Below are 12936 nucleotides of genomic sequence, written 5' to 3' on the forward strand. Positions count from 1 at the left end.
AAAGTACGTCGTTGAAATGTGATCAAAGGGGGACATTTAGCGCACCGTTGGCATAAGGAATCAGAACAATATGAGCCCGGCCACGATCCCGCCCGCGACGGCGCCGCCATAACAGATCACCGCGATGACCAGGTCGAACCTGGCGATGCCGAGCACCTCCTCGCTGGTGAACCTGATCCGGTGCGCGGCGTGGAAGAGGCACAGCACGGCGACCCCGAGCAGCGCGATCCGTACCGGCACGGGGTCGAGCAGCGCGCGCAGCTGCTCGGGGGCGGGCCAGTCGACCACGCCAAGCGGCATGAGCACCCCGAAGAGCAGCACGAGCACCGGCAGCACGAGCGCCGCCACCACTCCCCCGCCGCTGAAGAGCAGCCACAGGTACGGCTCCAGAGTGCGTCTCATGGCGACCTCAGGACGAAGTAGGCGATCAGGAGGGAGATCGCCACCCACGCCGAGTGGTTGCCGCCCTGGATCATCCAGGCGGGCACCCGCCAGCCGTCCAGGCGGACGACCGTGGCCTTGGGGGCGAGGTTGAGGAACGTGATCGTGTGGAAGACGGTCGCGGCCAGCGCGAGCACGTTGATCGCGATCATCCACGGCCGGGCGGCCAGCGCGGCGAACTCCTGCAGGGTGCCGCCGCGCACCGCGTCGGCGAACATCAGCACGAAGACGATCGACCAGGCCACGAAGACGCTGGTCAGCTCGCGCAGCACGAACACCGCGCAGTGGCGGCTGCGGACGAACCAGAGGTTGTCGCGCGGCGGGCGGTAGGCGGTCGTCATCGCCTGCTCCACGGCAGGACCGAACGCAGGGCTGCGGTCAGCTTGTAGCGCTGGATGGCCTCGGCCGGGTCCACGTGCTTGGGGCAGACCCGCGTGCACTCGCCGACGAACGTGCACCCCCAGACGGCGTCCTCCTGGTTGAGCACGTCGAACCGGTCGCCCATGTCGCGCGAGTCCAGGTTGTATCGCTGGGCGAGCGCGATGGCGGCCGGGCCGAGGAAGTCGGGGTCGAGCACGTAGACGGGGCAGGCCGAGTAGCAGAGCAGGCAGTTGATGCACATGCTGTACTGCTTGTACGCCTCCAGCTGCTCGGGCGTCTGGGCGTACTCGGCGGTCAGCGGCAGCTCCTCGCCCTCCCTGATCAGCCAGGGCCGCACGGACGACAGCTTGGCCAGGAACCCGTCGATGTCCACGACCAGGTCCCTGATGACCGGGAAGCCCTTCAGCGGCTCGATCCTGATCGGGCCCGCGCCGAACTCGGTGAGGAAGGTGCCGCAGGTCAGCCTGGGCTCACCGTTGACGGTCATGCCGCACGAGCCGCACACGCCCATCCGGCACGACCAGCGGTACGACAGGCTGCCGTCGAGCTGGTCCTTGATGTGGTTGAGGCCGTCGAGGACCGCCCAGTCGGCCATGAGCGGCACGTCGTACCCCTGGAACACCGGCTCCTCGTCCTCGCCGGGCCGGTACCGGGCCACCTCGACCCTGATCGTCGCCGTCCCATCAGTCACGTCCGTACACCCTTTCTCCCGGAGGCCAGCGGGTGATCGTCACGGGGAGCAGCCCGACGGACGGGGTGCCGTCGGGTGCGCGGTGCACCAGGGAGTGCGCGAGGTAGGCGGCGTCGTCCCTGGCCGGGAAGTCGGTGCGCTGGTGCGCGCCGCGCGACTCCTGCCGGTTCAGCGCACAGGCCACGATGGTCTGCGCGACCTCCAGCATGGTGTGCAGCTCCTGCAGGTTGATCAGCTCGGTGTTGAACGCGGTGCTCGTGTCGTCGATGCGGACCTCCTCGGCGCGCTCGCGCAGCTCCGCGAGCGTGTCGACGGCCTTGGTGAGCACGTCGCCGGTGCGGTAGATGCCGGCGGCCCCTTCCAGAGTGTGCTGCATCTCCTCGCGCAGGTCGGCGATCCGCTCACCGGTGCTGCTGCCCTCCCGGACGCGTTCCAACCGGCGCCGCTCGTCGGCCCCCTGGCTCCGCACGGCGGCCGGCTCGCCGTCCCGGTGCGACCTGGCGAACTCGGCGGCGGCGATCCCGGCCCGGCGGCCGAAGACCAGGCACTCGGGCAGCGAGTTGGAGCCGAGCCGGTTGGCGCCGTTGATGCTCACGCAGGCGGTCTCCCCGGCCGCGAACAGCCCGGCGACGGGGGTGGCGCCGTCGATGTCGGTGTGGACGCCGCCCATCATGTAGTGCACGACCGGGCGCACCGGGATGAGGTCGGTGGCCGGGTCGAGGTTCTGGTAGCTGCGGCACAGCTCGCGTACGAACGGGATGCGGGCGTCGATCTTGCTCTCGCCCAGGTGGCGCAGGTCCAGGTAGACGACCGGGCCGTACGGGGTGTCCACCGTGCGGCCCTTCTGCTGCTCGTGCACGAACGCCTGGGAGAGGCGGTCGCGCGGGCCCAGCTCCATGCTGCGCAGCTTCGGCGTGGGCGTGGGCTTGCCGAGGTCGTAGTCCTGGAGGTAGCGGTAGCCGTCCTTGTTGATCAGCCAGCCGCCCTCGGCCCTGGCCGCCTCGGTGATGAGGATGCCGGTGAAGGGCAGGCCCGTGGGGTGGTACTGGACGAACTCCATGTCCTTCAGCGGCGCTCCCGCCCGGTAGGCCAGGGCCATGCCGTCGCCGGTCTTGATGGCGGCGTTCGTGGTGAAGGGGAAGACGCGGCCGCAGCCGCCGGTGGCCAGGATGACGGTCCTGGCGGCGATGGTCTCGATGCGGCCGGTCCTGATCTCGACGGCCACGACGCCGTGGACGCGACCGTCGTCGACGACGAGCTTGGTGACGTACCACTCGTCGTACCGCAACACGTCCTGATATTTCAGGGTTGTTTGGAACAAGGTGTGCAAGAGGTGGAAGCCCGTTTTGTCGGCCGCGTACCAGGTGCGCATCTTCTTCATGCCGCCGAACGGGCGGACCGCCACGCGCCCGTCGCTCTCCCGGCTCCAGGGGCAGCCCCAGTGCTCGAGCTGGATCAGCTCCTCGGGCGCCTCGGCCACGAACGCCTCGACGGCGTCCTGGTCGCACAGCCAGTCACCGCCGGAGATCGTGTCGTAGCAGTGCTCGTCGAGCGTGTCGCCGACGCCGATCACCCCGGCGGCGCCGCCCTCGGCGGAGACGGTGTGGCTGCGCATCGGATAGACCTTCGAGACGACCGCCACCTTCAGGGACGGGTCACTCTCGGCGACCGCGACGGCCGCCCGCAGGCCCGCTCCGCCTCCTCCGACGATGAGCACGTCGATCATTACGTCACTTCCCGTGGTCGGGTTGTATCGGGTCCTTCACCCGTTTGCCGTCGTGCCGGATGGCGGACAGGTGGATGCTGCCGTCGTGGTACTCGTGCCGGATCCGGCGGCAGCCGCAGTCGAAGAACTGGTCACGGATCACCAGGCCGTAGCCGTCGTCGTCGACGAGGCGCTCACCGCCGGACTTCTTCCCGCAGGGGGCCGTCTCGGGGGTGAAGGGGATTCGCGTGCCTGACATCGCCGATCTCCCTAGATAGGCGAAATTTCATGATCAGTCGGGATTCTCCGGGCGAGGCTCGGCCTCGGAGGCTTCGTCGTGCTCGACCCCGTGCTGCACCGCTGAGGGCAGCTCCGCCTGCTCGCGGGGGTAGTGCAGGTCGAAGGCGGGCCGTTCGGAGCGGATCGGGGGCATGCTGACGAAGTTGTGGCGCGGCGGCGGGCAACTGGTGGCCCATTCGAGGGAGCCGCCGTACCCCCACGGGTCGTCGAGGGTGACCTTGGGCGCGTACTTGGCCGTCTTCCAGACGTTGTAGAGGAACGGCAGCGTCGAGGCCCCGAGCAGGAACGCCCCGGCGGAGGAGAACTCGTTGAGCGCGGTGAAGCCGTCGCCCGGGCTGTAGTCGGCGTAGCGCCTGGGCATGCCGAGCATGCCGAGCCAGTGCTGCACCAGGAACGTGGTGTGGAAGCCGATGAACAGCGTCCAGAAGTGCACCTTGCCGAGGCGGTCGTCGAGCATCCGGCCGGTCATCTTCGGCCACCAGAAGTAGAAGCCGGAGAACATCGCGAACACGACCGTGCCGAAGACGACGTAATGGAAGTGCGCGACCACGAAGTACGTGTCGCTGATGTGGAAGTCGAGCGGCGGCGAGGCCAGGATGACCCCGGTGAGCCCGCCGAGCAGGAACGTCACCAGGAACCCGACGGCGAAGAGCATCGGCGTCTCGAAGCTCAGATGGCCCCGCCACATCGTGCCGATCCAGTTGAAGAACTTCACCCCGGTCGGCACCGCGATGAGGAACGTCATGAGCGAGAAGAACGGCAGCAGCACCTGGCCGGTCGGGAACATGTGGTGGGCCCACACGGTCATCGACAGCCCGGCGATGGTGATCGTCGCGCCGACGAGCCCCAGGTAGCCGAACAGCGGCTTGCGGCTGAAGACCGGGATCACCTCGGAGATGATCCCGAAGAACGGCAGCGCGATGATGTAGACCTCGGGGTGGCCGAAGAACCAGAACAGATGCTGCCAGAGCAGCGCGCCGCCGTTCTCGCTGTGGAAGACCTGCGTGCCCAGCTTGCGGTCCGACTCCAGCACCAGCAGCGCCGCGGCCAGCACGGGGAACGCCATCAGCACCATCATGCTGGTCAGCAGCACGGTCCAGGTGAACAGCGGCACCCGGAACATGGTCATGCCGGGCGCCCGCATGCCGATGATCGTGGTGATGAAGTTGACCGAGCCGAGGATCGTACCGAGACCCGACAGCGCCAGGCCCATGATCCACAGATCGCCGCCGATCTGCGGCGAGTACAGCGCCGTCGACAGCGGCGTGTAGGCGAACCAGCCGAAGTCCGCCGCCCCGCCCGGGGTGAAGAACCCGGCCACCACCATCAGCCCGCCGAACAGGAACATCCAGTACGCGACCGCGTTCAGCCGGGGGAAGGCCACGTCGGGCGCGCCGACCTGCAGCGGCATGACCACGTTCGCGAACCCCGCGAACAGCGGGGTGGCGAACAGCAGCAGCATCACCGTGCCGTGGATGGTGAACAGCTGGTTGTACTGCTGCTGGTTGACCAGCTGCATGCCGGGGGAGACGAGCTCGGCCCTGATGACCATGGCCATGAGGCCGGCCACGAGGAAGAACCCGAACGAGGTGATCAGGTAGAGATACCCGATGACCTTGTGGTCGGTCGTCGACAGCCAGGAGGCGAGGACGGTCCCGGTGCGGCGGCGCCTGACCTGCTCGATCGAGGTCTCGCGAACAGTCGTCACGGCTGCTCCCTCCAGTGCGGAGTGCTACCTGCGACGGACCGCTGGACGCCGCCCGCCTCAGGCGCGATTCGGCTACCTGCGGCGGACCGCCGGATGCGGCCCACCATGGCCTGCCCCGATCTACCCATTCCACGCCAAGCAGCGCCGCTCGGGAAGACGTTCTTTGACATTCGCACCGGAAGGTTTGACATGCGGGGGCGGCATGCGACCCATGCGTGATCGTCGCTGGTGGATCGGTTGAATCCGGCCTAGCGTTTCCAGGCGTGCCCATGACGCTCGGATTTCACCTGCCCAACGGCTACGCCGGCGCCGACCGGCGCGGCGCCGCCAGGATCGCCGCGCTGGCGGAGGAGCTGGGCTACGACTCGCTGTGGACGGCCGACCACGTGGTCCTGCCCAGCCCCCGGGTCGATCCCTCGCCGCTCGAACCCGGCGCGCCGCTGCTGGACGCCGTGGTCTCGCTGGCGTTCCTGGCCGCGCACACCGAGCGGATCCTGCTGGCCACCGGCTGCGTGGTGCTGCCCCAGCGCGACCCGCTGGTGCTGGCCAAGCAGCTGGCGAGCGTGGACGTGCTCAGTGGCGGACGGCTGGTGTTCGGGGCCGTGGCCGGCTACCTGGAGCCGGAGTTGCGCGCGCTCGGCGTGCCCCTGGAGGGCCGCGGCGAGCGGACGGCCGAGTACCTGCGGGCGATGCGCGCGCTGTGGGAGCAGGACGAGCCCGCCTTCCACGGCCGGTACGTGTCGTTCGAGGGTGTCGACGCCCACCCACGCCCGCTCGGACGCGTGCCGGTCGTCATGGGCGGCCACACGCGCGCCGCGCACCGGCGGGCCGCCGAGCTGGCCGACGGCTGGTACGGCTGGATGCTGGGCCTGCGGGCGGCGGCGGCCCAGATCGAGTCCGTACGCGCCGAGGCCGCGGCGGCCGGCACCAGCCTCCACGTCTCGGTCACCCCGGCCCGCCCCCTCGACCCCGGGACCGTGCGCGCCTACGCGGACGCGGGAGTGGACCGGCTCATCCTGGCCCACCGCCCCGGGCTGTCCCTGCCGGAGGTGGAGGACTTCCTGCGCCGCAACGCCCCCGGCCGCCTCCTCGCCTGACGCGCCACATGTCCCACATTGCGGATATCCGCGGGCTCACCGGGTGAGGTCTTCTATCCTTCGTAGCCGGACCCGACTTCGGAGGAGAAGATCCCGTGACTGCTCAGGCTGACTACGCCGCCCTCGTCCAGCGAGGGCTCTCGCTCGACCTCACCAGGGGCAAGCCGTCGCCGCGCCAGCTCGATCTCTCCAACGACCTGCTCAAGCTGCCCACGTCCTACCGGGCGGCCGACGGCACCGACGGCCGCAACTACGGCAACCTGCAGGGCCTGACCGAGCTGCGCGAGCTGTTCGCGCCGCTGGTCCAGGTGCCCGCCGGCCAGCTCGTCGTCGGCGGCAACTCCAGCCTGGCCCTGATGCACGACACGATCGTGCACGCGCTGCTGACCAAGGTGCCGGGCGCCGCGCGGCGGTGGGTGGAGGAGCCGGAGGTCACGTTCCTGTGCCCGGTCCCCGGATACGACCGGCACTTCACGATCACCGAGCGGTTCGGGATCAAGATGGTGCCCGTCCCGATGAACGCCGAGGGCCCCGACATGGACGTGGTCGAGCGCCTGGTGGCCGCCGACGCGAGCGTCAAGGGCATCTGGTGCGTGCCGAAGTACAGCAACCCGTCCGGCGTCACCTACAGCGACGAGACGGTCCGCAGGCTGGCCGCCATGCCGGTCGCCGCGCCCGACTTCCGGATCTTCTGGGACAACGCGTACGCGGTGCACCACCTCACCGACACCCCGGACGAGCTGGCCGACCTGCTGACTCTGGCCGCCGAGCACGGCAACGCCGACCGCGTGTTCGTCTACGCCTCCACCTCCAAGGTGACGCTGGCGGGCTCCGGCGTGTCCTTCTTCGGCTCCTCGCCCGCGAACGTCGAGTGGTTCCTGCACAACACGGGCAAGCAGTCCATCGGCCCCGACAAGCTCAACCAGCTCCGCCACGTAGAGTTCCTGGGCGACCCGGCGGGCGTGGCCGCGCACATGCGGCGGCACGCGGAGCTGATCGGGCCGAAGTTCGAGCTGGTCGACAAGGTGCTGACCGAGCGGCTCGGCGACCTCGGCACCTGGACGAGCCCCGCGGGCGGCTACTTCATCAGCCTGGAGGTGCCGCACGCCGCCGAGGTGGTGGCCAGGGCCAAGGCCGCGGGCATCGCGCTGACGCCCGCGGGCGCGACGCACCCGTACGGCAAGGACGCCGCCGACCGCACGATCCGGATCGCCCCGACCTTCCCCGGGCTGGACGAGCTGGAGCAGGCCATCGAGGGCCTGGCCGTCTGCGCCCGCGCGGTGGCGGAGGAGCTGGGCTGAGCTAGCGGCCGTTCCTGAAGCCGAAGATGTACTCGCGCGTCTCGCTCGGATGGAACGAGACGCCGACCCCCGGCTCGAACACGACGTTGTCGCGCGCGCAGTAATAGAGGCCCTCCCACACGGCCAGGGCCTTCTCCCTGGCCGGGGCCTCGAGGGTGTCGCGCTTCCTGGCGCCGTACGAGCCGAGCACGTTCAGCAGCCCGAGCCCCCAGAACAGGCCGGTCAGGCAGAACGGGGCGAGCAGCACCTCGCCCCACTTGGGGTCCTGGCCCATGGCGATGACCAGCGACACGACCAGGTGCACCAGGGCCGCCACAAGGAGCAGGAGATAGCCCTGGTTTCTGGCCCACGGGGTGTAGTGGCGGCTGGGGAACGACAGCCAGACCGCGAGCTGCGTACGGCTCATGACGTGTTTCGAGGCGCCCAGCGCCGCCGCCGTGGGCAGGTCGGCGACCTCGCGCACGCCGGGCAGCCGCACTCTGCCGATCTTGTACGTGGTCCCGGAGGCCACCGCTCCGGGGACCGCGGCGACCTGGTCGGTCTCCGAACACACCGGGCACCTGACTTCCACCTGGGCAGTTTGGCCTTAAGTAACGACCTGCGCAAACCGGGAGGCGGAGCGTGTCCGGCCGGACCCTCCGGCCGAGTGGTTTCCACCTAAAGTGCATGGTGTGAAGCCGATTGATGCGTTGGTGAGCTCTCTGCCCGAAGGTCGCGTCCTGACCGACCCGGATGTGATCGACTCCTACGCCCGTGACCGGACGTTCGTGGCGCCGGGCAAGCCGCTCGGCGTGGTGCTGGCCGCCTCGCGTGACGACGTGGTCACGACGTTGAGGTGGGCCACCGAGCACCGGGTGCCCGTGGTGCCGCGGGGCGGCGGCTCGGGCCTGGCGGGGGCCGCCGTCGCCGGTGACGGCTCGATCGTGCTCTCGCTGGCCAGGATGAACGCGATCAGGGAGCTCTCCCCCGCCGACGAGATCGCCGTCGTCGAGCCCGGCGTCATCACCGCCGACCTGGACAGGGCCGCCAGGAAGCACGGGCTCATGTACGCGCCGGACCCCTCGTCGTACGAGATCTCCACGATCGGCGGCAACCTGGCCACGAACGCGGGCGGGCTGCGGTGCGTGAAGTACGGCGTGACCAGGGACTCGGCGCTCGGGCTCGAGGTGGTGCTGGCCGACGGCCGCGTGATCGGCACCGGCCGGCGCACGATGAAGGGCGTCACGGGCTACGACCTGACCGGCCTGTTCGTCGGCTCCGAGGGCACGCTCGGCGTCATCACCGCGGCCACGGTCCGGCTCAAGCGGGCGCCCACGGCGCCGCCGGCCACGTTCGCGGCGGAGTTCGGCTCGCTCCGGGACGCGGGCGCGGCGGTGTCGGCGATCATGGCGGCGGGCTGCCAGCCGTCCCTCATGGAGCTGATCGACCGCGCCTCGCTGGAGGCCCTCGACGACTGGCTCAACATCGGGCTCGAAGCGGACACGCAGGCCACGCTGATCGGCCAGTCCGACGCCACCGACAGCCAGGCCATGGTCGAGCGCATGGAGCGGCTGTGCCTGGAGAACGGCGCCTCCTTCGTGGCCGTGTCCTCCAGCCCGCAGGAGGCCGAGGAGCTGATCAAGCTGCGCCGGCTGGACTACCAGGCCAAGGAGCGGCTCGGGGCGTGCCTGGTGGAGGACGTGTGCGTGCCCCGGTCCCTGCTGCCGGACATGATCACCGCCATCGAGGAGACGTCCGCGCGGCACGGGGTGAAGATCCTCACGGTCGCGCACGCCGGCGACGGGAACCTGCACCCGGTCTTCATCTTCGACCGCGGCATGCCCGAGCCGCCGGCGGAGGTGTGGGCGGCGGCGGACGAGGTGTTCACGCGCGCGCTGGAGCTCGGGGGCACGCTGACCGGTGAGCACGGGGTGGGCCTGCTGAAGCGGCGCTGGCTCGACCTGGAGTCGGGGCCGGTGGTCACCGAGGTCCAGCAGGGCATCAAGGCGGTCTTCGACCCCCTGGGGATCCTCAACCCGGGCAAGGCGATCTAGCTCTGGCCTGGAGAATCTCGGACTGTGGGCACCTTGACCAAGCCGTGACATTGGGGCCCGAAGCCCGTCCGACCTGCGACGAAGGGCTTACAGCGGCCTGACTTCCTTCGTCAAAACATGAAACTTCTGACAGGTCCGGCAGACGTCCCAACCATCACGCTGGTAGCGTTTTGCCCCATCTAATGGGTTGTAATGGGGGTCCGACGTGAATCAGTTCCAGCCGTTGGCGGCGGACGACCCGCGGCGGCTGGGGGCGTATGAAATCGTCGCCCGGCTCGGCGAGGGCGGCCAGGGCGTTGTCTATCTGGGTAAGAGCGATTCCGGGGAGCAGGTAGCGGTCAAGCTGCTGCACAACGCCCTGGTGGCCGACGCCGACGCCAGGACGAGGTTCCTGCGCGAGGTGGCGGTGGCACAGCGGGTGGCCAGGTTCTGCACCGCTCCAGTGCTCCACGCCGACCTGGATGGCAGCCGTCCGTACATCGTGAGCGAGTACGTCCCGGGGCCGTCGCTGCGTGAGATGGTCATCAACGAGGGGCCGCGGCGGGGCGCGGCGCTCGAACGGCTCGCGATCAGCACGGCCACGGCGCTCGCGGCCATCCACCGCGCCGGCATCCTGCACCGCGACTTCAAGCCCGCCAACGTCCTGATGGGGCCCGAGGGTCCCGTCGTGATCGACTTCGGCATCGCCCGCGCCCTGGACTCGCCCGGCGCGACGGCCACGGGGATGGCCATGGGCACGCCCTCGTACCTGGCGCCCGAGCAGCTCAGCGGGGCGGCGGTGTCGGAGGCGGCCGACGTGTTCGCCTGGGGCGTCACGATGGTGTTCGCGGCGACGGGCAAGCCCGCCTTCGGCGCCGACTCCATTCCCGTGGTGATGAACCGGATCCTCAACGAGGAGCCGGAGCTCGGGCGGATGGAGGGCATGCTCGGGGAGCTGGTCGGCCTCTGCCTCTCGAAGGACCCCGCGCAGCGACCCAGCGCGGACGAGCTCATCGTCCGCCTCACCGGCCAGCCGGCCCCGAAGTCCGCCATCGAGCCGGTGACGGGCCAGCAGCTGATCGGCGGCGCCGCGGCCGCGGCCGGTGCCGGCGTGGAGGGTGGCGCCCCTGCGGCGAAGGGACAGGACGTCTACCCGGGCCCCTGGACCCAGCCCACCGGCCCCGTCCCGCCCGTCCCGCAGACGGGCGCATACGGCCGCCCCGCCGCGACCACCGCCCAGGCCGCGTCCCCCATGCCGGGCAACCAGCCCCAGGGCACCCAGCAGCCGGGGACACCTGGTATGCCCGGAACGCCCGGTGGTCCGGGGACCCCCGGTGCGCCTCAGCCCGGGATGCCCGCCGGTTCCCAGCCGGGTATGCCCGCCGGGCCGGTCGGCTCCCACCCCGGAATGCCCGGCAACGGCCCGCAGACGCCTCAGAGCGGTCCTCAAGCGCCTCAGGGCGGCCCGCAGGGTGCGGGCGCACCTGGAATGCCACCGCAGCACGGTGCGGCCGCGCAGCACGGTGCTGTCGCGCCCGGGATGCCGCCGCACGGCCCCGGCACGCCTCAGGGCCAGTCGCCCTTCCAGGGGGGAACGCCAGGCGGACCGGGCAGGCCCGGAGCGCAGGGCGGTCCCACCCGTCCCGGCGGCCCGTCGGGCCCCGGTGACAGCGCGCCCGCGAAGCAGCGCCGCACGCTGACGCTCGCCCTGTCCGGAGCCGCGGCCGCCGCCCTCCTCGTGGTCGTCGGCGCCGTGGTGGTGCAGGCCAACACCAAGGAAGTCCCGGTGGTGGCCGTCGGTAACTCCTCCAACAAGACCAGCGGCGACGGCTCCGGCGGCGGCCAGCCCGTCGACCCGCCGCCCGGCGACCAGACCCCGGTGCCGCTGCCCACGGACACCTCGGTGTCGGTGCCCACCCTGAGCATCGATCCGACGGAGAGCAAGAAGGCCAAGCACACCAAGCAGCCGGAACCCATCGCCGAGGTCCCGAACCCGGTCACCCAGGCACCCCAGCCCCAGACCACGACGAAGCGGCCGCAGCCCACGCCCAAGCCGTCCGAGACCAAGACGAAGAAGAAGTCGTCCGACATGGTCGACCCCGAGGTGGAGCCGACGCAGAGCGACTCGAACGGCGAGCCGTCCTCCGGCCCGACGAGCACGATCGTCCCCAAGCCGACCAAGAAGCCCACCTCCAAGCCGACCGTCGCGCCGAAGCCGAACCCGTACAATGCCGCCAGCCTGTGTGGCGCCGGGTACAAGATCGTCGATTCTCGCGTGCTGGGCGAGAGCGCTGCCACGGTCTACCTGCTCTACAACTCCAGTGCGGGTAAGAACTGCGTGGTCACCCTGTCGCGCCTGGTATATACCGGCAAGGTCGCGATGAACGCGATCCTTCAGGTCAAGGGTGGTTCCAGCGCGAGCAATCCCGGCCAGTTCAGCGCCTACTCCGGTCCGATCCGCCTGCCCGCCAAGGGCAAGTGCGTAATCTGGGGCGGTACGTTCTCGTCACAGAGCTGGAAGTCCGGCTGGAGCCACTGCACCTGACCTGACGACGACATCCCGCTGAAAAGGGCCCCTTGTACGGGGCCCTTTTTGCGTTAGCGTAGTTGACGTGATCGTCAGGTCTTCTGTGCCGACGTCCAGAGGCAGGCGGACGCGGGCCGCGCTCCTGCAGGCTGGGCGGGAGGCGTTCGAGGAGCACGGGTACGACGCCGTGCGGATCGACGACGTCTGTGGGCGGGCCCGGGTGTCCCATGGCACGTTCTACACCTACTTCGACTCCAAGGAAGCGCTGTTCGGCGAGGTCGCGGCGGCCGTGGTCGGGGAGATGTTCGCGGCCAGCCTGGTCGGCGCGGCGGCGGACCCGGACGATCCGTACGCCCGGATCGAGGCCGCCAACCGGCTCTACCTGCGGGCCTGGGCGGCGAACTCGCGGCTGGTGCGGATGGTGGAGCAGGCGGCCACGTCCGAGGAGAGGTTCGGGCGGTTGCTGCTCGAGCTGCGGGAGGTGTTCGTGCGGCGGGGCGCGGAGGGGCTGAAGCGGCTGCAGGAGCAGGGGCTGGCCGATCCGGAGCTGGATCCGCGGCTGACCGCCGTCATGCTGGGCGGGATGGTGGAGCACTTCGCCCACGTGTGGCTGGATCTCGGGGAGCGGGCCGACGAGCAGGTGGCGGTCGATCACCTGACGCGGTTGTGGGCCAGGGCCATCGGTTTGACGGGAACGTCAGGTTGGCGGGAGGAAGGCGCGTGATCAGGAGCAGGCTCGACACCGAGGGCGACGACTATCGCGGGCGCCGCGA

The 12936-nt window shown here is 70.2% G+C and carries 12 protein-coding genes; 5 read left to right on the top strand and 7 right to left on the bottom strand.

Going from position 1 to position 12936, the window contains the following annotated elements:
• Positions 1 to 60: 60 nt before the first annotated feature.
• From frdD to ctaD, 6 genes are read right to left on the bottom strand one after another with little or no spacing between them, the layout of a single operon-like run.
• Positions 61 to 402 (bottom strand): fumarate reductase subunit FrdD, encoded by a 342-nt coding sequence (gene frdD / locus ACWEPL_RS00330; protein ID WP_350722216.1) that lies wholly within the window; start codon positions 400 to 402, stop codon positions 61 to 63.
• Positions 399 to 782, bottom strand: a complete 384-nt coding sequence (locus tag ACWEPL_RS00335) for a hypothetical protein (protein ID WP_452434431.1) — start codon at positions 780 to 782, stop codon at positions 399 to 401. The genes frdD and ACWEPL_RS00335 overlap by 4 nt, the downstream gene beginning before the upstream one ends.
• Positions 779 to 1513 (bottom strand): succinate dehydrogenase iron-sulfur subunit, encoded by a 735-nt coding sequence (gene sdhB, locus ACWEPL_RS00340; RefSeq protein ID WP_350722219.1) that lies wholly within the window; start codon positions 1511 to 1513, stop codon positions 779 to 781. Before sdhB ends, ACWEPL_RS00335 begins: the two co-directional genes overlap by 4 nt.
• Positions 1506 to 3239: a fumarate reductase (quinol) flavoprotein subunit gene (gene frdA / locus ACWEPL_RS00345; RefSeq protein WP_363965377.1), complete on the bottom strand. Its 1734-nt coding sequence runs from the start codon at positions 3237 to 3239 to the stop codon at positions 1506 to 1508. Before frdA ends, sdhB begins: the two co-directional genes overlap by 8 nt.
• A gap of 4 nt (positions 3240 to 3243) precedes the next feature.
• Positions 3244 to 3477: a hypothetical protein gene (locus ACWEPL_RS00350; protein ID WP_350722223.1), complete on the bottom strand. Its 234-nt coding sequence runs from the start codon at positions 3475 to 3477 to the stop codon at positions 3244 to 3246.
• Between the two features lie 33 nt (positions 3478 to 3510).
• Positions 3511 to 5226 carry an aa3-type cytochrome oxidase subunit I gene (gene ctaD / locus ACWEPL_RS00355; RefSeq protein WP_363965379.1) on the bottom strand — a complete coding sequence of 572 codons (1716 nt, stop codon included), beginning with the start codon at positions 5224 to 5226 and terminating at the stop codon, positions 3511 to 3513.
• A 269-nt stretch (positions 5227 to 5495) separates the two neighbouring features.
• Here ctaD and ACWEPL_RS00360 point away from each other — a divergent pair, with 269 nt between their 5' ends.
• Together ACWEPL_RS00360 and ACWEPL_RS00365 are read left to right on the top strand one after the other, a co-directional pair.
• Positions 5496 to 6323, top strand: coding sequence for a TIGR03619 family F420-dependent LLM class oxidoreductase (locus tag ACWEPL_RS00360; RefSeq protein ID WP_363965381.1), 828 nt, complete (start codon positions 5496 to 5498; stop codon positions 6321 to 6323).
• A 95-nt stretch (positions 6324 to 6418) separates the two neighbouring features.
• Positions 6419 to 7624, top strand: coding sequence for an aminotransferase class I/II-fold pyridoxal phosphate-dependent enzyme (locus tag ACWEPL_RS00365; RefSeq protein ID WP_452434434.1), 1206 nt, complete (start codon positions 6419 to 6421; stop codon positions 7622 to 7624).
• 1 nt (position 7625) lies between these two features.
• Here the strand turns inward: ACWEPL_RS00365 and ACWEPL_RS00370 are convergent, their stop codons facing one another.
• A complete protein-coding gene (locus tag ACWEPL_RS00370) occupies positions 7626 to 8195 on the bottom strand; it encodes a hypothetical protein (RefSeq protein WP_350722230.1) in 570 nt (189 codons plus the stop codon).
• A gap of 100 nt (positions 8196 to 8295) precedes the next feature.
• Between ACWEPL_RS00370 and ACWEPL_RS00375 the strand changes: the two genes are divergently transcribed.
• The 3 genes from ACWEPL_RS00375 (at position 8296) to ACWEPL_RS00385 (ending at position 12887) form a co-directional block, all read left to right on the top strand.
• Positions 8296 to 9657: an FAD-binding oxidoreductase gene (locus ACWEPL_RS00375; RefSeq protein WP_452434436.1), complete on the top strand. Its 1362-nt coding sequence runs from the start codon at positions 8296 to 8298 to the stop codon at positions 9655 to 9657.
• Positions 9658 to 9862: 205 nt separating this feature from the next.
• On the top strand, positions 9863 to 12181 hold the full coding sequence (locus tag ACWEPL_RS00380; RefSeq protein WP_452434438.1) for a protein kinase domain-containing protein: 2319 nt from the start codon (positions 9863 to 9865) through the stop codon (positions 12179 to 12181).
• A 67-nt stretch (positions 12182 to 12248) separates the two neighbouring features.
• Positions 12249 to 12887 carry a TetR/AcrR family transcriptional regulator gene (locus tag ACWEPL_RS00385; protein ID WP_363965389.1) on the top strand — a complete coding sequence of 213 codons (639 nt, stop codon included), beginning with the start codon at positions 12249 to 12251 and terminating at the stop codon, positions 12885 to 12887.
• Positions 12888 to 12936: the final 49 nt, after the last annotated feature.

The organism is Nonomuraea sp. NPDC004186 (assembly GCF_053603495.1).

What these genes read in the sequence shown, in the direction of transcription:
- frdD (WP_350722216.1), bottom strand. Translation starts at nt 402, where the DNA reads ATGAGACGCACTCTGGAGCCGTACCTGTGGCTGCTCTTCAGCGGCGGG.
- ACWEPL_RS00335 (WP_452434431.1), bottom strand. Translation starts at nt 782, where the DNA reads ATGACGACCGCCTACCGCCCGCCGCGCGACAACCTCTGGTTCGTCCGC.
- frdA (WP_363965377.1), bottom strand. Translation starts at nt 3,239, where the DNA reads ATGATCGACGTGCTCATCGTCGGAGGAGGCGGAGCGGGCCTGCGGGCG.
- ACWEPL_RS00350 (WP_350722223.1), bottom strand. Translation starts at nt 3,477, where the DNA reads ATGTCAGGCACGCGAATCCCCTTCACCCCCGAGACGGCCCCCTGCGGG.
- ACWEPL_RS00360 (WP_363965381.1), top strand. Translation starts at nt 5,496, where the DNA reads ATGACGCTCGGATTTCACCTGCCCAACGGCTACGCCGGCGCCGACCGG.